Raw genomic sequence first — 17,952 nt, forward strand, 5'->3', positions numbered from 1 at the left:
GCCTGATTTATGAAATCAGCAGTCTGCAATACGAAAAGAGCCTGAAGAGATTGTAAGCTTGTAACTGTTCAGCACCCCCACATAAATCTGGAATTTTCTGATTTTTATACCATCCTCTTAAGCACCATTTTTCCACAATATTCGCCAGCATGATTCCAGAACTACCCGCAACTATGTCGGCTGAGATTCTCTTGAAAGAGAATGCAGAGCTGCGGATGAGAGTTGCCTGTCTGGAAGAGCGATGTCGAGAATTGGAAGAAAAGGTTGGCAAGAACAGTCAAAACAGCAGCAAGCCGCCATCGTCTGATGGTTATCAAAAACCTTGTAAAAACAGTAATTCTCCAGATCATTCTGACGACCTTTCCGCAGATAAAGGTACCGATCCATCGGATGAAAAACCCAATCCTAAAAGTCTGAGACAGTCTTCTGGTAATAAAGCCGGTGGAAAGAAAGGGCATCAGGGCACTTGTCTTAAACAGGTCGATATCCCTGACTATATTGAGTACCTTCCGGTTAAAGAATGCAATAAATGTCAGGCGTCTCTTCTTGATAGTGAGCCGGTCAAATATATTGAACGACAGGTGTTTGAACCAGGGAGACCGGGTGAATTTGAAGTAACGGCCCATAGAGCTGAAGTAAAAATCTGCACTTGTGGTTGTCGGAATCAGGCTGAATTCCCGGAAGGTGTTACCGCTGCCGCACAATATGGCTCAGCCACACAGGCTATGGCCGTCTATCTTAACCAATACCATTTCCTGCCTTTTAAGCGCGTGTCAGAGTATTTTAATACTCTCTATAAAATGAGTGTAAGTGCAGGCACTGTCGCCAATTTTGTGGCCAGAACCTATGAAAATCTGGCTTCTACTGAAGAGGTTATTCGTGACGCCTTGCGGGAATCGTCTGTTGCCGGAGCCGATGAAACGGGTATGCGGGCCGAGGGCTCTTTGCACTGGCTACACGTTATGCGGGATGAACAATGGACGCTCTACTACTTGTCTGAAAAGCGAGGTCGTGAGGCCATGGACACGATGGGCATACTGCTAACATTTGCAGGCGTTCTGGTTCATGATCATTGGAAATCCTATTTTGCATATGCGGCAACTCACGTACTTTGCAATGCCCATCACCTGAGGGAGCTTTTGGGTGTTGTTGATAGGGACAGCAATCAACTGGCGTTGCGATTGATGAAGCTACTGAGGCTTTCCTGGCATTACTGCAAGGGCTTTAAGACCATAGGTATGCTACAGATGCCAAGTGTTGTCTGTGAACGAATCGAGAAGATTTATGACCGGTTGCTTCAGCGGGCTCTAATGAAAGAAGTCGTCTATATGGAGAAGCAACGAGAGGAGCTTAAGCGCAAGAAAGTCAAGAATACTAAAGCTTACAATCTCTTCAAACGACTCACTGAGTTCAAGGCTGAGACACTGCGCTTCATGTCAGATTTTACCATTCCCTTCGATAACAATGGCAGTGAGCGGGATGTTCGAATGGCCAAGTTAAAGCAGAAAATCTCAGGCTGCTTCAGGAGTGCAGACGGTGGTTCTATGTTTGCACGGATTCGCAGCTATTTGTCGTCTGCCAGAAAACAGGGAATGGACATATATCAATCACTTCATAGAGCTGTTCGGAATTACTGTAATATGCCTTTGCTCAGTGCTGAATAGTTACGTAAGCTTTAGTATTCTTGACTTTCTTGCGCTTAAGCTCCTCTCGTTGCTTCTCCATATAGACGACTTCTTTCATTAGAGCCCGCTGAAGCAACCGGTCATAAATCTTCTCGATTCGTTCACAGACAACACTTGGCATCTGTAGCATACCTATGGTCTTAAAGCCCTTGCAGTAATGCCAGGAAAGCCTCAGTAGCTTCATCAATCGCAACGCCAGTTGATTGCTGTCCCTATCAACAACACCCAAAAGCTCCCTCAGGTGATGGGCATTGCAAAGTACGTGAGTTGCCGCATATGCAAAATAGGATTTCCAATGATCATGAACCAGAACGCCTGCAAATGTTAGCAGTATGCCCATCGTGTCCATGGCCTCACGACCTCGCTTTTCAGACAAGTAGTAGAGCGTCCATTGTTCATCCCGCATAACGTGTAGCCAGTGCAAAGAGCCCTCGGCCCGCATACCCGTTTCATCGGCTCCGGCAACAGACGATTCCCGCAAGGCGTCACGAATAACCTCTTCAGTAGAAGCCAGATTTTCATAGGTTCTGGCCACAAAATTGGCGACAGTGCCTGCACTTACACTCATTTTATAGAGAGTATTAAAATACTCTGACACGCGCTTAAAAGGCAGGAAATGGTATTGGTTAAGATAGACGGCCATAGCCTGTGTGGCTGAGCCATATTGTGCGGCAGCGGTAACACCTTCCGGGAATTCAGCCTGATTCCGACAACCACAAGTGCAGATTTTTACTTCAGCTCTATGGGCCGTTACTTCAAATTCACCCGGTCTCCCTGGTTCAAACACCTGTCGTTCAATATATTTGACCGGCTCACTATCAAGAAGAGACGCCTGACATTTATTGCATTCTTTAACCGGAAGGTACTCAATATAGTCAGGGATATCGACCTGTTTAAGACAAGTGCCCTGATGCCCTTTCTTTCCACCGGCTTTATTACCAGAAGACTGTCTCAGACTTTTAGGATTGGGTTTTTCATCCGATGGATCGGTACCTTTATCTGCGGAAAGGTCGTCAGAATGATCTGGAGAATTACTGTTTTTACAAGGTTTTTGATAACCATCAGACGATGGCGGCTTGCTGCTGTTTTGACTGTTCTTGCCAACCTTTTCTTCCAATTCTCGACATCGCTCTTCCAGACAGGCAACTCTCATCCGCAGCTCTGCATTCTCTTTCAAGAGAATCTCAGCCGACATAGTTGCGGGTAGTTCTGGAATCATGCTGGCGAATATTGTGGAAAAATGGTGCTTAAGAGGATGGTATAAAAATCAGAAAATTCCAGATTTATGTGGGGGTGCTGAACAGTTACTTTCTACACTAGATGTTGATTCATTATACTTCTTAACATCATTGTGCTCAATTATCAAATATGGCGCATTAATCATCTCTATAGTCGCAGGTCTATCTTTTTTATCGCCATGTGCTTTATGCAAATATAGATCTGGATAATAGAAAAAATAGTCTCGCTCAGGAAATGATCCTTCTTGATGAAGTTGATTCATATCACCAATCAGTGTGGTCATATAATTAATTAGGCTCTTTTCGGGTTACAGACTGCTCTGCAATGAAAATTGGCCAAAGGCCTTGATATACAATGCCTTCAGGAAACTGCTGGCTAAATATTGCCAAGCCCTGCCACAGGAGGATTCCAGCCTGATTTATGAAATCAGCAGTCTGCAATACGAAAAGAGCCATTAATTAATGCAGGTTCAACAATGTGAATTTGCTGATCTCTTGCTAAGGGTAAACTTTCTGTTTTTATAATTTGGCGTTTAGGATGTTTGTCCTCGACTTTAGAGTTTTAAGAGCACAATAGTTCCGGCGCATAATCTGCTAAAAGCAACCATCCCCAATGACGAAATTCGAGATGGTTGCCATGCTCACTTCAGATCATCAAGTAATCCTCAGGGAGCTCGCTTCATATACAACCTTTCTTGCTGGAGCGCTATCATCAACTGCAGTACCAACGTTCTGCGAACTGCTGTTCGGTTGCATGCTTTCAGCCGACGGCTTTGTTACACAGGCGTTGTTAACAATTGATTTTCATTGTGTGTGGAGCAGCTACCACCACTGGCTATCTCAGGGCAAGTGGCAATGGAAGAACTTGGCACGCCACTTGATCCGTCTGGTCTGCTCCAAAGCTCCTGAGAATCAACCTGTGGTCCTGGGGCTTGATGACTGGGTAATCGAACGGTTTTCCGACAAAGCCCCTGCTTGTCGTACACATCATCAACACAGCAAGAAACGCAATCGGCCGACGTACATCTGGGGGCAGTGTTGGGTTTCCCTGGCCATCATATTTGAGCGGGCTGCAGATGAAGTATTTACCGCCATACCGGTGATCTCATTTCCGACACCAGCTTCAGGTAACACCAGCAAACTGAAAATTGCCGTGGCCATGCTCAGGGTGGTACGCAATGAAGTGAAGGATCGAGTGCTACGCCTGCTAACCGATTGCTGGTATATGAACTGGACACTGATAAAGCCAGCTCTGGAAATGAACATAGAAGTTGTTGGTCAGATACCTTCAAATCGGGCCCTCTATGCTTTGCCGCCAGCACCCACCGTAAAGAAGCGAGGGCGCCCAAAAAAGTACGGCATCAAGATGACGACAGAACAGGTTAAGAAACTGCCGGAAGAAAAAGCAACAGTATGGATGTACGGCAAATTTCGCAAAATACGTTATCGTACCCTGATCTGTCGCGCCAGATTCCTTAAAGGTCGTGAAGTACGCGTCGTCTGGAGTCGCTTTGAAAATGACAAAGGTCTGACCGAAAGCAGAATATTCATCTCGACCAATCCGGAACTTGAGGGACTGGAGGTGCTTCGTGCCTATTCCCGGAGATGGCCGGTAGAGCCAATGTTTCACCAACTCAAACATGCTTTTGGCTGTTGCCATTTATGGCAGCAGAAATTGCGAACACTGCTTCGATGGATGCATTTGAAAATGGCAGGCTATGCATTATTGCAGTTATTAACCGTTTGTAAAAATCAGGCATGTCTGAATATTTCTCGGATACCCTGGAGAAGCCCGGATACAACCACTGCAGGCATGATGAAAATTGCTCTTTCAGGAATTATTCCGAGGTTCTCTATTCGCAAGGGCTGGAACAGATATAAGCAAAAATATGAGTTCAATTTTCGCGATCTGATCGACCAGTTAATACCGGATAATTCAGAAGCAGCATAACTAAAGGCTTTTAGGCAAAAAACGGAAGTAATAACGAACTTGGAAAAACAGTTCACTGATTTCGGCTTGCTTCACTATAAAAAGCTGACCGAATTATCGTTTTATACAGACTCTAAAGTCGAGATGTTTGTCATCTTTATGGAAAAATCTATAGAAATTATCATCAAAGTCACCATCGTGATTATAAATGAAAAGCATTCCTCTAATTTCAGTTTTTTCAGAAAAGATATCATATCTTATTTTCCATTCCTGGCTTACCCTTGCGCAGTCTATTGTCTTAGCAAGAGACTGCAAGGATTTTCTCACCTTGTCTGTTGAAATTGAAGATTCAGCATAGCTCTTAAGGTCTGTATTAAATAAGGCTCTTGTAGGATTTCAGACTGCTACTGGGTTGAACATTGCTGAAGCCCTTTATCTACAAAGGTTGTCAGCATATTGTCCGGTAATGTTGCTCAATCCTTGTTTTTCGTGACCTACAGTCAGTTTTCACTGTAGAGCAGTTCGTAATCAAAATAGAGGGCTAAGTTACCGTTAATGGTTGAATCAGCTAAACTCCCATAAAATCTACGTTGTAGGGGAGTGATATGCAATCTGAACTCTTCCAGAATTTTATTGATTCCATTTCAACATTAACCAGTGAACAGCGAGACATTCTTAACAACTCGCTCCTTAGTACTCAAATAGAGGTTACCGAGGTAGTAGAAACCACTGACTCTGAACCTGTTTACAGTGAATCTATACCCAATAACGATAATGCAACACCTGACGTAGAAAAGAGCATACTTGCCCAATTTGCCGAAAACCCCAGGTGCCCCAAATGCAAAAGCCATAGCGTTGGTCGCTGGGGCATACGAAATGGCCGACAGCGCTACCACTGCAAGACTTGCGACTCAACGTTTAACGCCTTTAGTGGAACGCCTTTGGCAAGGCTCAGGCACCCTGAAAAATGGAACAAGTACCTCGCAGGTATGACTCACTCTATGGTCTTGCGACCAGCTGCTGCTGAGAATGCCATTGACTTGAAAACTGCGTTCCGCTGGCGTCACCGCTTTCTTGAAGTGATTAATAATGATCAAGCAGAAGAGCTTTGTGGCATTACTGAGCTTGATGAAACATTTTTCCGTGAATCCTTCAAAGGGCAAAGAGAAGGCCTTCCACGGCCAACCCGAAAGCGGGGTAATGATCCCAACAAAGCCCGAAAAGTCCCGGTAATGGTGGCTCGGGACCGTAATCGAAATACCGTTGACGGTGTATTAGAAAACGAAAGTGCTAATGAATTGTGCAGGCATTTAAATGGCCGCATATCGATACAGGCCACGGTCTGTGCGGATGCACACCTCGCTCACGAAAAACTTGCTGACAAGCTTGGATTTGTCTTCAAGGAGCTGGTGACATCAGCAGGTCAACATGTTGTTGAAGGCATCTACCACATCCAGACTGTAAATTCTTATCACAGTCATTTAAAACGCTGGATTGGCGGCGTATTCCAAGGGGTTGCAACTCGTTACCTTCCCCATTATCTGGCCTGGAGGCGAGAACTGACGGCAGCAAAAAAATTAACTGTTGGCCGGTTGATCAGCAGAATTACTGAACATTGGTGCTTCCAACCATTAACGGTAACTTAGCCAAAATAGAGCCTTAAATAAAATTCTTGTATTATTTAAGTACGGGTCATTGTAATGAAAAAGTACGTCTACAGGATGTGTATGGGTTGGTTTGTTAGGAGCATGCTTTTCAATTTTCTGGCATAAGAAATTTTGATCCATAAGATCTAAGCGTTCCCACTTAAACCATCTAAATATTTCCCTGGATACAATATCTGCCATATCAGCAATAGTTGCTGTTTCTGCCATGGAAAATTCCTATTGATGTGAAATGATAATGTTTGTTAAAACGTCTAAAGCTGGCTAAGTTACCGTTAATGGTTGAATCAGCTAAACTCCCATAAAATCTACGTTGTAGGGGAGTGATATGCAATCTGAACTCTTCCAGAATTTTATTGATTCCATTTCAACATTAACCAGTGAACAGCGAGACATTCTTAACAACTCGCTCCTTAGTACTCAAATAGAGGTTACCGAGGTAGTAGAAACCACTGACTCTGAACCTGTTTACAGTGAATCTATACCCAATAACGATAATGCAACACCTGACGTAGAAAAGAGCATACTTGCCCAATTTGCCGAAAACCCCAGGTGCCCCAAATGCAAAAGCCATAGCGTTGGTCGCTGGGGCATACGAAATGGCCGACAGCGCTACCACTGCAAGACTTGCGACTCAACGTTTAACGCCTTTAGTGGAACGCCTTTGGCAAGGCTCAGGCACCCTGAAAAATGGAACAAGTACCTCGCAGGTATGACTCACTCTATGGTCTTGCGACCAGCTGCTGCTGAGAATGCCATTGACTTGAAAACTGCGTTCCGCTGGCGTCACCGCTTTCTTGAAGTGATTAATAATGATCAAGCAGAAGAGCTTTGTGGCATTACTGAGCTTGATGAAACATTTTTCCGTGAATCCTTCAAAGGGCAAAGAGAAGGCCTTCCACGGCCAACCCGAAAGCGGGGTAATGATCCCAACAAAGCCCGAAAAGTCCCGGTAATGGTGGCTCGGGACCGTAATCGAAATACCGTTGACGGTGTATTAGAAAACGAAAGTGCTAATGAATTGTGCAGGCATTTAAATGGCCGCATATCGATACAGGCCACGGTCTGTGCGGATGCACACCTCGCTCACGAAAAACTTGCTGACAAGCTTGGATTTGTCTTCAAGGAGCTGGTGACATCAGCAGGTCAACATGTTGTTGAAGGCATCTACCACATCCAGACTGTAAATTCTTATCACAGTCATTTAAAACGCTGGATTGGCGGCGTATTCCAAGGGGTTGCAACTCGTTACCTTCCCCATTATCTGGCCTGGAGGCGAGAACTGACGGCAGCAAAAAAATTAACTGTTGGCCGGTTGATCAGCAGAATTACTGAACATTGGTGCTTCCAACCATTAACGGTAACTTAGCCGAACTGCGCCATGGGGTCTTGCAGTGTTACGGTTCATTTGTAGGATTTATCTTACAGGTTTATACGACATGAGTTATTGTCATATAATCAGCAACTGACTATTTTAGAAAGCGTAATCAGGCATCATTTAATAACAAATACAAGTAGAGGATGCTGTTATGGGTAAAGGTAAGAAAGCCGAAAAAGAGTTCATTCTGGATGAACACCTGATCCATCCTGAACTTGAGCAGAAAGGTTCCAAACGTTCCCTGCAGATCCGCAGAGCTTTAGAAGAGCGGGAAGAAGACAAACGACTCAGTGCCATTTTTGGCGATGATTACTGGGAAGGCATTTAATAACCTCAAATGAAGAATACGAACCTTTGCCTACACCCCGGTCAGGGTTCGTATCGAAATATCTTATCCCGCCTCATTGAACGCTAAGTCTCCTGCCGGGTTTACCCATTTGTCATCAGCTGTATATGCTCATCCCCCCACGCTTACAGTTCAATATTCTTCAGGAAAGGGCTATCCAGTGCTTTAGCTACCGTCATCCGTTGCCTTGGGTGATCCCGTAACAGACCTTTTACCAGTCGTACTGCTTCCGGGTTAACGCCCAGACTCTCCATTTTGGCAATGGCCTGCTCCCGTCCATTGCGTTTGACTGCGATGATCTCCGCAACCGTTCCTAATCTGGTATTGTCTGGTCGATGGAAATAATTCGTTCCTGTCAACAGCTCTGTTAGCACCACGCCCAGAGACCAGGCATCTGCAGCCTTTAAGTCGACGTTGCGATAAATCAGGCTGTCAGCTGGTTTATATAAACTGGCGCCAATAGAAAAATAGAGCAGTAAGTCTGCCAGACTGGAATGCTTTCTGGTTAAATCGATGTAGGAATCCTGCACATTTTTCGCCATGCCAAAGTCGATCAGTTTCAGACGACCTGCACCATCAACCAGAAAGTTTTGCGGTTTTATATCCCGATGAACAAAACCTTTGTTGTGTAACGATGCAACCGCTAATGTAGCTTGCTTGAATAAACGGGCAATCAGTTTTTCATCACCGGGAGAGATGGTTGAATCGGTAACGTTGGCAAAATCTTTCCCGTTGTCTTTTTCGGGCTCTGCAGAAGCTGATTGGTTGCCAGTTTCTGTAAAAATATCTCGGGTTCCCGTGCTGTTAAACTTGCCGATTAATGATTCCATACTGCTACCATGAAGTGGAGTATGGATCACGCCGTCAACCATTTCATGGGCGATCACATAATCACCGGTGCATCTCAAGGCCACTTCGTACTCTTTTTCCGTTGAATTGTATCCTGCCATCATGAGCTCCAAATCATTTTCTGCCTCTGTCATTTGCTCAAAGGTGATATAGTTTTTGGAATAGAGTGTGGCTAGTCGATTAAGTAAACGGGTATGGCCACGATCAAGATCTGCCTTTCCGTAATAGAGCTTTTTGGCTACCTTGAAACTGTGGTTATGACGACACAGGTTCAGATGACCAAAGCATCCTGTACCTACAACAATAGGCTGGCCATTGCGATCAGCCAGCGAAATAATACGCTCAGACACGCGACAGCAATCTTTACCCCGAACCATTACGTACACTCGCATGAGCTTATTTCTGCAAGTCAGAGCCATTTTTTTCAGGTTTCTTCCCAGCCAACTACCTTGATTCTCTTGAGGGAGTTCTTCTATACGGTGTGGGTGCTCTATCATAGATTTTGTTATTTTCATGGCGCTATTCCCTGTTGACGTGATATTTCCCTATTACCTGAAAATTTCCATTCAAGTAGTTAACCATTTTCTTTCACATAGATGGCTGACAGGCTGGTCAGATAAGCTAACAGCTTGATTTCCAATATAATGTTTTTTTAACGTAAGGCTGAACAAACGGTGGGGGATCTTTTTTCAAATTAGGATGTTATATTATAACGTTTTAAAAAAAAGCGGTTTTTGTATGCAGTTTGTTCCTGTTAAACAATTGCTGGTGACGGTATGGCTCATAACGGTCAGCTTCTTTGCCAGTGCTGAGCCACCCAGGGTTCTTGCCAGTATCAAGCCCTTGCAGCTGATTGCCCAGGCGGTTACCGAGGGGGTTACGGAGGCTGATGTATTGTTACCGCCGGGCAGTTCTCCCCATAGTCATAGCCTGAAGCCCTCTGATGCCCGTAAATTGCGGAGTGCAGATATCATTTTTTGGGTAGGTCCTTCAATGGAGACTTTCCTGCCAAAAATGTTGGCCTCTGCAAAGGGGGGAAAGGCAGTATCCATGATGGATATTCACGGGATTCGCCTGCGCGGCAGTGATGAGGATGGGCATCATATTCATGTGCATGGTGAGCATCATGATCATGGCGACTATGATCCTCATATCTGGCTGAGTACAGATAATGCAAGGGTTATTGCCCGAGAGATGACTCGTGTATTGGTGTCTGTGGATAAGGTTAACCAACCTCGTTATCAGAGTAACCTTAATCGTTTTCTGAAAAGCATGGATCAGACAGACTCACGTAACGGTCAGAAAGTAGAGCAATCAGGAAAGAAGCCTTTTTTCGTTTTTCATAATGCCTATGGTTATTTGCAAGAGCAGTATGGGTTGGAAGTTGCTGGCTATTTCACAATGAATCCTGAGCAGCAGCCCGGGGCCCGGCATCTGGTAAGACTGAAAGGGCATTTGGACAAAGCCGGTGCAACGTGTATTTTTAGGGAACCACAGTTCCAGCCTGCCTATATAGAGCGGCTGACTGAGGGACTGTCAGTCAGCGTAGGTGTGCTTGACCCATTAGCGGAAAATATCCAATCCGGACCTGAAAGCTATGCCAAGTTTATCAATCAGCTTGTGGATAGCATCACCAGCTGTACTCAGGGTTAGGAGTTGTCCCAAAATAACGTCCCTAAATTCTGATACTCCGGACTCCGTTCGGGCTGAGCCTGTCAAAGTCCAGTGCTTCGACCCTTCGACTTCGCTCAGGGTGAACAGAGTTGAGGAAAGAATTAAAGGACAATTCCTAAGGCGGCAAGCAATGAAAGCAGCCGCCAGCCTGAATCATAGGCATTTCAACGTGCCAACCAGCCCCACACCGCCCCGCTTCTGATAATTTTCCGGAATCGTTGCTGTACAGGTTTTGCCTTCGGCCAGGTTGACCCGCAGCTTGTTATCCTTCGTGGTCATACTCATTTGGAAAATGCCGAACTGATCGGTTCTGGCAAAGCCGGTTTCCTGGGGAATAGTGACATTGCCCAAGGCGTCACCCTGGCGATTCACCAGTTTACCCAGCAGTATCAGCTCCTCTTGTGCCGAGAAAGACACACTCTCCACATTGCCGGGATAGAGGGTAATGCTCCGTTCTCCCTGGTCATAACGGTAAAACTCATCACCCCGGGGACGAATGCCCACCCGGTAGGTGCCGTAGGGAGAGAGGGGAACCACCGTATTACTGTCGCCTGTGGCAATGCCCACATTGGAGCCATTAACCGTTACATCAAACCGGGCAGAAGGGCTGCCTTCAATCCCCACCATCACGGCACTGTCCGCCCGGTTGCCGCCACCGATACCGGCGCCTTCGGCATTAATGGCAAATGAGGTTTCTATCCGACCATTGTAATTGGTGTAAGACTCCTGATTGCCCTGGTTACCGGTAGGGTCAATATAATCCGCCGAGAGTTCCCCAAGGAAGCGGGCGTGTTCGTATTTGATATCGCCTCCCAGTAAGCGCTGGTCACCGGACAGGTCGTCATAACGCACTCCCAGTTCACCGGAGCCGTGCAGAATTTCCTCCTGATACCAGCGGGAATCCAGGGCATAACCTACATTAGTGTCTGAAGGCTGGCCCTGATCCTGTTCCCAGCGTCCCTCTCCCCGGATATCGTAGTTCCAGTCAGGAGTACTGTGGCGCAGGGTCAGGCCGATATTGCCAGCCTTGTCACCGTCACTTTCCGAGTAGTCCAGCTCCAGATCCAGGTCATAATCACCGAACTGTGCCACATTTCGGGACCAGGAGAGGGAGTAAATGGTGGTCTCGTCGTCCTCATCCGTGACCAGCGACGGCTCATTACCAATCTGCTGATTATAGGAGTAGGAACCGGACAGATTGCCCCCCAGCAAACTGGTGGACAACGACAGGGAACGACTTTCGTAGCTCTCATCCAGCAATCGCACCGGATTCTCTTCCCCGGCATCAAGGTTCGATGGGTAATCATCATTCCACAAACGCTGGTGGAAATAACTGAGATGGACCGGCCCCAGGGCTGCGGATGTTTCCAGTACCAGCCCCTTGGCGCTGTTGCTGCCCACCATACCGGTCATGGCGATATCCCAGCCGTCGCCCTGATAAAAGTATTCTGCCTCTACAGACTGTTCATCATCGGTTGCCGCCCCTCGCAGTTCCAAAGACGAACTATCCGTTACTCGTCGTGCAACCCCGCCGCGCAGCAGCCACTCTTCAAGGTTTTCCGGCAGGGTTTCGTCTTCATCACGCTCAGTCATCTGGCCACCCTCGAGATACCAGAGCAGCTCATCAGAAGGGGGCAGTCGTACGGACTTGCTATAAAACCGGGTCAGTTCTTGCTCCAGTACTGAGCCGTTGTAAATTCGGATCGTAACGTTATAGGAACCCTGGGGAAACGAACGGGTATCAATCTCCTGACTGCCCGCCTCCAGGGAAGTGGCATAGATCAGCCGGTTATCCCGCAGGACTTCAACCCGACGACGGCCATTGGTGAAGATACGGATGGGCGTCGAGCTGATATCGGCAGTATCCAGCCGGGAATTCATCGAGCTGCCCAGCTTGACCCCCAACACCTGCTGGCTGCCAGCAAACTGTGGTGTCATTACGCCGCTGGAATCCAGAAAGCCACCGCCCATCTGCAGGCCTCTGGCATCCCGTGCCAGGTACAGGGTGTCGATCTGGAAACTGTTGTCTCTGCTGTAGTCCCAGTTGGCCACCAGGTGGTTCTCCTGCCAGCCCACCAGGGTATTACCAAACAGCGAATAGTTATTTTCGCTATCGCCCAGCCCGGTAACGCCACTGCTCACTGCCGACAATCCCTGGATCATGCCGAGGGAGCTGTTGGAGTCCGGCAGGTACTTGCTTTGTTGAATGGTTTGTACCTGCAAATACGGTTCGGCAATAAAGATATCGCCACGAAAACGGGTGGCATCAAAAATCACTCCCGCCACTGCCGGGTTCAGTGTGCCACACTGGGTATCCCCCGCCTGCATACAGACTTGGCTGGGGTTGGAAAAGATCTCGCCGGATAACGCAGCCGTGACTGCATCTGGCCGGGCAATGGTGCTGATTCGGTCCAGCAACGCCCTGGGATCGGCGATGGTGATGGTATCCGGCGTGTAGGCAACTGTGGTGGAGGTCAGGTAGCGGCCTCCGTAATAAAAATCGGCTACTGTCGTTTGTGGCTCGGCCATGTCCCTGAACTCTTCAGGAATCTGGCTCAACTCCAAACCAAACGGGGTCTTGGGTTTAGCGGCAGGTAGTGTATTGTCAACTTCCGCAACAGCGGACAGGGAGACGGAGCCCACAAAAACGGAGCAGATGGCCAGCAGGGAAATGCCCTTGTTCTGTCGGTAACTGTGCGCTTTCATAGGGCTCTCACTCTGACAGTCAGGGTACCGGTATAACGACCTGCGGAGGTTTTCATCACCTCCTCTGGCGGTAGATTCAGTTTTACCCACAGATTACGGGTGGCGCCACACTCCCGGAAATTGCCCGTCAACCACTCGGAGAGTCCGGCCGTTTGCCAGTCGTTGGGTTCTATCCGGTGATAGGCGTTTGACTGACCACGGTACTCAGCGTTATAGGCAAGCTCACCCCCCTTGCCCCTGAGGGCAAAACTGCCCTGTTCACCACTGCCTTCGAGTCTCACATCAAACGGCTTTGATGCGTCCCGGGTGTAAACGCAGAAACTGTTTTCTGCGCTAAAACGGTTGCCCGAATGCAGATAAAAACGGTCATCAGGGGAATAGATGCCGATGGTTGAGCGGGTATTTTCATAAGTCAGGGTCACTGTCTGTTTCACCGGCCCACCCTGCCCACTGTTGATCCATATCTCCAGGCGGGTTTGGTATTGAACGCCGGGGATGGCGCCTTCATCAATAACGACAAAGGACAATGGCTTGCATACCCGTCCGCCTGTTTTGACCTGACCGGATTCCGGGCATTGAGAGTACTGGTGAGTGGCGGTTTGGTTGTTATTGGGCTTGACGGTATTGATGGTTTCCGGTTGGTAAGGGCCGCCGGGCGTCAATTGCTTGTAGGGAAAATCAAGATGGACCTTAACGCTGCCGCCACTTTCTCCGCGGTGGCTTTCAGGCTTGAGATGGAAATAGTGCTGATCCCCTTGGTTGCCAAATTCCGGGGCCACTCTAACAGTGAAGGATGAACTGTCCGCCAGAGTCATATCCAGCACAACCTGACCGGTGATCTTCCGGTCACTCAGGTGGATACTGTTCCGGCTCAGGCGCAGGGAATCCTCGGCCCTGAGTTCAGGGGCAAACATTGTCGGCAGGGTTGCAAACAGTAACAGCAGGGTACAACTTCTGATTTTATTCATTATCCCGAACCATTTTTTACGAACAACTGAAATCCCTGGGCATTTAAATCAACCTGTTAACAACGCTATTGGTATTTATCAATCCATGGATTAATGATCTACTTTGCCTGTACAGTGATGGTGAAATTTGCGGAATACTTCCCCGGAGCGCGGGAATAAAGATGATTCAGGTCCTTATTAAACAGCGCTAAGGTGTGCGTTGGTTCACTGGTATCAAAGCTGGCATGGGTCTCACCTTCAATTCCCGCAGAGGGAACCGTTTTCAGGTCATCAATAGTGGCGGCATCCTGTTCACCCAGGCCAACATGAATAAACATTTTTTGTTTCGCTTCTTTATTGGCCAGAAAGTACTTTCTGCGTTTATTGCCTTCAGAGCTTTTCACCTTCAGTAAAAAACCTTTGCTTTTTTCCACACTGGCGCCATTGCGAACCACATAAAATTTCAACAGGTCTGACTGAATGGTGCCATTATCCTGCACGGTAAGAGGAACGGTTTCGGGTAACCCTCCTACCTTGATAAAATCCGGTATCTCGGCACTGACCTGCATATCCACAGACGCTGAATTCTTTTCATTGGCACCGATTGCCAGGGAACCTGTCAGGAGAACCGCACTGATTAATGAATTGACCAATGAAAAAAAGCGTGTTGTTTTCATATTTTACCGCCGCCTTGCAAATAGAAAACCAACGTCGAAAATTAATGATGCTCTTTTGGTTTACAAAATCAGCGGCCTGTTGCTATTTGACAACCACAGGCCTACTGATCCGGCCTAAACGTTATTTAGCAGCCACAGTCAATCTCAGGGTTGAATCATATTTACCAGGCAGGGCGTCCATATGATCTTTGGACTCTACGCCGACATAGAGCATGCTGTCATATTCAAATTCAGTATCCGGCTTCCCATTCACCACTCTGGTGATGCCGTGAGGGGTTTTATACCTCTCATCCTCAGACACCACACCATTTTCTATTATGGGACCAGAACCGTTTTTATCAGGGTAGAAAGCGACTTGCAGTGGAATGCTGGGTTTTCCTTCCTCCTCATGGTGCATGGCAAAGTCACCATCAGCGCCAGATTTAGTCTGCGATACTGTTACGGTGTATGGACGTGGGCTTGCTTCGGTAGCGCCGCGCATTTCGATGCTCACGTCGACCAGGGCTTCCAGACGGTCAATGCTTATCGTTCCCTCACCCATCTCCACAGTGTTGTCTGCCAGTCTGACCAGAATCATGTCTGGCAGATCCAGAGTGACATCGAAGTCTGTATACGGGTCGGTATCATGGCCCATGGAGAACGCAGGAACACTCAAGGTGCTGGCAACAATGGCGGCAGCTAACAGAGAGTATTTTTTCATTTTTATTGCTCCTTGTGCACATTCAGGCTTGGTTTGCCTGCTGAAATATGCATTTTTTTAAAGGCCAGTTACCTGGCTCTCACCATTACCGTCAGTACACTCTCATAAGCGCCCGCACGGGCATTGGTGATTGTGTCCTGAGGTACGACAAATGTCAGAGACAGATTGTCGCTATCTTGCTGTACCGGGGCGAAGCCCAGGCCCGTCTGGAGATCAGGGGACCATTCGCCATGGTTCAGCAAAGATTTCGTTGTCTGGCCGGCATTGCCGGTTTGTTGTTATCCCAGTCTCTTTTTGCCCAGCTGGCTGTAGATAGAATCATTGTGGATTTCACCGAAGAGTCCCCCAACCGTAACGATGTCCAGTTGCTCAATACCAGTGAAACCGAGACCCTGTTCATCAATGTGGAGGTGCTGGAGGTGGAGAATCCCGGCACGCCGGAAGAAACCCGGGTGATAATTGATGATCCGTCGAAAATCGGGCTGATCGCCTCCCCTAACCGGGTGATCATGCCTCCGGGCAGTCGTCGTTTGGTGAGGTTGGTTAACCTGTTTCCGGCTGAAAGCGAAGAGCGCATCTTTCGAGTCAACTTCTCGCCGGTGGCCGGTGAGTTTGATGCAGAGCAGAGCGCGGTCAAGCTGTTAGTTGGCTACCAGGCGCTGATTATTGTGCGCCCGGAGAAGACGGTATTTGACCTGGATGGCAAGCGGGAAGGCAATACCCTGACGTTGACCAATAACAGCAACACCAATGTTTACCTTAGCAATATTCGTCAATGCGATGATCAGGAGTCCGACAGTTGCACCACCTATGTGGAAAACCGTCTCTCTTAAGGTAGACATTAAGCTCCACCCACTGCACAGAAGCCTAATCTTGTACGCCCTGAACAACCATCCCGTGCAGGGTGTTCTCGTTTCGCATTATTTCCCCAGAAGTCCAGTAGCTTTTTAATGCATGAGACCAATGACTTTCCTGCATTCATCAACGATGAAATCACATTACCAAACAGGTGAGTCCCACTTTTCATCACCTTGTGCGTCGAGATTTCCTCAATGCTCCCACTTTCACAGAGGTTCGCCTGTGCAGCATGGGCAAGGTACCTTTTCAACGTCACAACCACAAAGGACATCAGAATCAGGCTAAACACCAGTGTCGCTGATTTGGTGTTAAAACGATGCCACCCTGAATAGGATTTGATCTCTTTGAAAATCAGCTCTATCTGCCACCGTAGACGATAGGCCTGGAGCACATCACTCAAGGTGAACTCCACCCGGTTCAGGTTGGTCACAACGAAAACCCACTTCTGTTTTTTGTCATTCCAGCGGACAACCAAGCGGAATGGCCAGGCTTTGAATCCCGGCCATTCTACATCCAGGTCGAGGCACTGGTCTTTGGGGAAGCCAGACAGTACATCCTTCAGTTTTTGTCCTTTGTAGCGATTGAGATTCTTGCCATCCTCCCGTACCGCGCTGAGTATCGTCGGGTTGATACTCTGAGGTGCCTTGCAGATAAAAGAACCCTCCCTGTCATCAATAGCGGCAAAGAGTTCCAGCTCAAAATAACCGGCATCCATTAGCATCAGGATATAGGCCATGGATGTTGGCAGTGGTGGCAGACAGTCTCTTTCTGAACGGGTATCTTCAGTCAGCTGCACCCGCACCAGGTTGTTGGTGAGAAGATCCATTGTCGTATGAAGCTCGACGGCAGCAGGACTGACCGTTGAGAACCTGCCGGGAAATGCTTCTTTCAGGGCATCATAGACAGCTTGTGACGAACCGTCCTGAATCAGAATGTGCTCAAACTCTGAAAATGGACTGTCTTCATCAAACGCCATGACTTTGCGGGAAAATATTTCCAGACACTGCACCCATAGCCACAGGATAAGAGTAGGCAGCGCGTCCTTTTTAGCTTGATTTGCCCAAGAACGATAAGAGACATTCAGCCCCGTCAACTCGTTAAATTTACGGTGTAGATCCGCCTGGGTATCGCAGTTTCCATCACCAGCGAGGGCATCGATCAGTGAGAGGATAAAATCCAAAGGACGGATATCTCGCTGTCGTATAGTAAAACCAAGCTGTTCCGCCATACTTAGGAGTTCTGACCGGTCGAAACAGGTCAACAGTTTTTTTCAACTAATCTACTATTTGCAGTACTCATC

At 47.6% G+C, this 17,952-nt stretch carries 17 protein-coding genes; 8 read left to right on the top strand and 9 right to left on the bottom strand.

Features of this window, described 5'->3' with window-relative positions:
• Positions 1-7: 7 nt before the first annotated feature.
• Entirely contained in the window at positions 8-151 is a 144-nt protein-coding gene (locus MJO57_RS01040) for a hypothetical protein (RefSeq protein WP_252022174.1), read from the bottom strand.
• Between MJO57_RS01040 and MJO57_RS01045 the strand changes: the two genes are divergently transcribed.
• On the top strand, positions 150-1,664 hold the full coding sequence (locus MJO57_RS01045; RefSeq protein WP_252017330.1) for an IS66 family transposase: 1,515 nt from the start codon (positions 150-152) through the stop codon (positions 1,662-1,664). The two genes, MJO57_RS01040 and MJO57_RS01045, sit on opposite strands and share 2 nt — an antisense overlap.
• Here MJO57_RS01045 and MJO57_RS01050 read toward each other — a convergent pair.
• Positions 1,651-2,904: an IS66 family transposase gene (locus tag MJO57_RS01050; protein ID WP_252022176.1), complete on the bottom strand. Its 1,254-nt coding sequence runs from the start codon at positions 2,902-2,904 to the stop codon at positions 1,651-1,653. The two genes, MJO57_RS01045 and MJO57_RS01050, sit on opposite strands and share 14 nt — an antisense overlap.
• On the opposite strand from MJO57_RS01050, the gene MJO57_RS01055 reads away from it, so the two are divergent.
• The 3 genes from MJO57_RS01055 (at position 2,903) to MJO57_RS01065 (ending at position 6,499) form a co-directional block, all read left to right on the top strand.
• Positions 2,903-3,133, top strand: coding sequence for a hypothetical protein (locus MJO57_RS01055; RefSeq protein WP_252022177.1), 231 nt, complete (start codon positions 2,903-2,905; stop codon positions 3,131-3,133). The two genes, MJO57_RS01050 and MJO57_RS01055, sit on opposite strands and share 2 nt — an antisense overlap.
• Before the next feature lie 403 nt (positions 3,134-3,536).
• On the top strand, positions 3,537-4,874 hold the full coding sequence (locus MJO57_RS01060) for a transposase (RefSeq protein WP_252017304.1): 1,338 nt from the start codon (positions 3,537-3,539) through the stop codon (positions 4,872-4,874).
• A 584-nt stretch (positions 4,875-5,458) separates the two neighbouring features.
• Positions 5,459-6,499, top strand: coding sequence for an IS1595 family transposase (locus MJO57_RS01065; protein ID WP_252017335.1), 1,041 nt, complete (start codon positions 5,459-5,461; stop codon positions 6,497-6,499).
• Here MJO57_RS01065 and MJO57_RS01070 read toward each other — a convergent pair.
• The gene (locus MJO57_RS01070; RefSeq protein ID WP_252022179.1) at positions 6,485-6,727 is read right to left on the bottom strand and encodes a hypothetical protein; all 243 of its coding nucleotides are present in this window, start codon (positions 6,725-6,727) and stop codon (positions 6,485-6,487) included. The two genes, MJO57_RS01065 and MJO57_RS01070, sit on opposite strands and share 15 nt — an antisense overlap.
• Positions 6,728-6,845: 118 nt before the next feature.
• Between MJO57_RS01070 and MJO57_RS01075 the strand changes: the two genes are divergently transcribed.
• Together MJO57_RS01075 and MJO57_RS01080 are read left to right on the top strand one after the other, a co-directional pair.
• On the top strand, positions 6,846-7,886 hold the full coding sequence (locus MJO57_RS01075) for an IS1595 family transposase (RefSeq protein ID WP_252017335.1): 1,041 nt from the start codon (positions 6,846-6,848) through the stop codon (positions 7,884-7,886).
• 160 nt (positions 7,887-8,046) lie between these two features.
• Entirely contained in the window at positions 8,047-8,223 is a 177-nt protein-coding gene (locus MJO57_RS01080) for a PA3496 family putative envelope integrity protein (protein WP_252022181.1), read from the top strand.
• 143 nt (positions 8,224-8,366) lie between these two features.
• Here the strand turns inward: MJO57_RS01080 and MJO57_RS01085 are convergent, their stop codons facing one another.
• Complete coding sequence (locus tag MJO57_RS01085; RefSeq protein WP_252022183.1) at positions 8,367-9,605, bottom strand: protein kinase; 1,239 nt, start codon at positions 9,603-9,605, stop codon at positions 8,367-8,369.
• A 223-nt stretch (positions 9,606-9,828) separates the two neighbouring features.
• Here MJO57_RS01085 and znuA point away from each other — a divergent pair, with 223 nt between their 5' ends.
• Positions 9,829-10,743 (top strand): zinc ABC transporter substrate-binding protein ZnuA, encoded by a 915-nt coding sequence (gene znuA, locus MJO57_RS01090; RefSeq protein ID WP_252022185.1) that lies wholly within the window; start codon positions 9,829-9,831, stop codon positions 10,741-10,743.
• Positions 10,744-10,917: 174 nt separating this feature from the next.
• On the opposite strand, the gene MJO57_RS01095 is transcribed toward znuA, so the two are convergent.
• The 4 genes from MJO57_RS01095 to MJO57_RS01110 form a co-directional block, all read right to left on the bottom strand.
• Entirely contained in the window at positions 10,918-13,470 is a 2,553-nt protein-coding gene (locus tag MJO57_RS01095) for a TcfC E-set like domain-containing protein (protein WP_252022187.1), read from the bottom strand.
• Positions 13,467-14,438, bottom strand: coding sequence for a hypothetical protein (locus tag MJO57_RS01100; RefSeq protein ID WP_252022189.1), 972 nt, complete (start codon positions 14,436-14,438; stop codon positions 13,467-13,469). The genes MJO57_RS01095 and MJO57_RS01100 overlap by 4 nt, the downstream gene beginning before the upstream one ends.
• A gap of 98 nt (positions 14,439-14,536) precedes the next feature.
• Positions 14,537-15,094 (bottom strand): hypothetical protein, encoded by a 558-nt coding sequence (locus MJO57_RS01105; RefSeq protein WP_252022190.1) that lies wholly within the window; start codon positions 15,092-15,094, stop codon positions 14,537-14,539.
• A gap of 121 nt (positions 15,095-15,215) precedes the next feature.
• The gene (locus MJO57_RS01110) at positions 15,216-15,794 is read right to left on the bottom strand and encodes a hypothetical protein (protein WP_252022192.1); all 579 of its coding nucleotides are present in this window, start codon (positions 15,792-15,794) and stop codon (positions 15,216-15,218) included.
• Positions 15,795-15,970: 176 nt separating this feature from the next.
• Here MJO57_RS01110 and MJO57_RS01115 point away from each other — a divergent pair, with 176 nt between their 5' ends.
• Positions 15,971-16,627, top strand: coding sequence for a molecular chaperone (locus MJO57_RS01115; RefSeq protein ID WP_252022193.1), 657 nt, complete (start codon positions 15,971-15,973; stop codon positions 16,625-16,627).
• An 8-nt stretch (positions 16,628-16,635) separates the two neighbouring features.
• On the opposite strand, the gene MJO57_RS01120 is transcribed toward MJO57_RS01115, so the two are convergent.
• Positions 16,636-17,913, bottom strand: coding sequence for an IS4 family transposase (locus tag MJO57_RS01120; RefSeq protein WP_256491761.1), 1,278 nt, complete (start codon positions 17,911-17,913; stop codon positions 16,636-16,638).
• Positions 17,914-17,952 lie beyond the last annotated feature (39 nt).

The organism is Endozoicomonas sp. SCSIO W0465 (assembly GCF_023716865.1).
Classification (GTDB): Bacteria; Pseudomonadota; Gammaproteobacteria; order Pseudomonadales; family Endozoicomonadaceae; genus Endozoicomonas.

Bases quoted from the DNA above. Each gene is read 5' to 3' on its own strand.
- MJO57_RS01040 (WP_252022174.1), bottom strand. From the start codon at position 151: ATGCTGGCGAATATTGTGGAAAAATGGTGCTTAAGAGGATGGTATAAA.
- MJO57_RS01080 (WP_252022181.1), top strand. From the start codon at position 8,047: ATGGGTAAAGGTAAGAAAGCCGAAAAAGAGTTCATTCTGGATGAACAC.
- MJO57_RS01050 (WP_252022176.1), bottom strand. From the start codon at position 2,904: ATGATTCCAGAACTACCCGCAACTATGTCGGCTGAGATTCTCTTGAAA.
- MJO57_RS01070 (WP_252022179.1), bottom strand. From the start codon at position 6,727: ATGGCAGAAACAGCAACTATTGCTGATATGGCAGATATTGTATCCAGG.
- MJO57_RS01045 (WP_252017330.1), top strand. From the start codon at position 150: ATGATTCCAGAACTACCCGCAACTATGTCGGCTGAGATTCTCTTGAAA.
- MJO57_RS01105 (WP_252022190.1), bottom strand. From the start codon at position 15,094: ATGAAAACAACACGCTTTTTTTCATTGGTCAATTCATTAATCAGTGCG.
- MJO57_RS01055 (WP_252022177.1), top strand. From the start codon at position 2,903: ATGCTGGCGAATATTGTGGAAAAATGGTGCTTAAGAGGATGGTATAAA.
- MJO57_RS01075 (WP_252017335.1), top strand. From the start codon at position 6,846: ATGCAATCTGAACTCTTCCAGAATTTTATTGATTCCATTTCAACATTA.
- MJO57_RS01100 (WP_252022189.1), bottom strand. From the start codon at position 14,438: ATGAATAAAATCAGAAGTTGTACCCTGCTGTTACTGTTTGCAACCCTG.
- MJO57_RS01085 (WP_252022183.1), bottom strand. From the start codon at position 9,605: ATGAAAATAACAAAATCTATGATAGAGCACCCACACCGTATAGAAGAA.
- MJO57_RS01060 (WP_252017304.1), top strand. From the start codon at position 3,537: ATGACGAAATTCGAGATGGTTGCCATGCTCACTTCAGATCATCAAGTA.
- MJO57_RS01110 (WP_252022192.1), bottom strand. From the start codon at position 15,794: ATGAAAAAATACTCTCTGTTAGCTGCCGCCATTGTTGCCAGCACCTTG.
- MJO57_RS01095 (WP_252022187.1), bottom strand. From the start codon at position 13,470: ATGAAAGCGCACAGTTACCGACAGAACAAGGGCATTTCCCTGCTGGCC.
- znuA (WP_252022185.1), top strand. From the start codon at position 9,829: ATGCAGTTTGTTCCTGTTAAACAATTGCTGGTGACGGTATGGCTCATA.
- MJO57_RS01065 (WP_252017335.1), top strand. From the start codon at position 5,459: ATGCAATCTGAACTCTTCCAGAATTTTATTGATTCCATTTCAACATTA.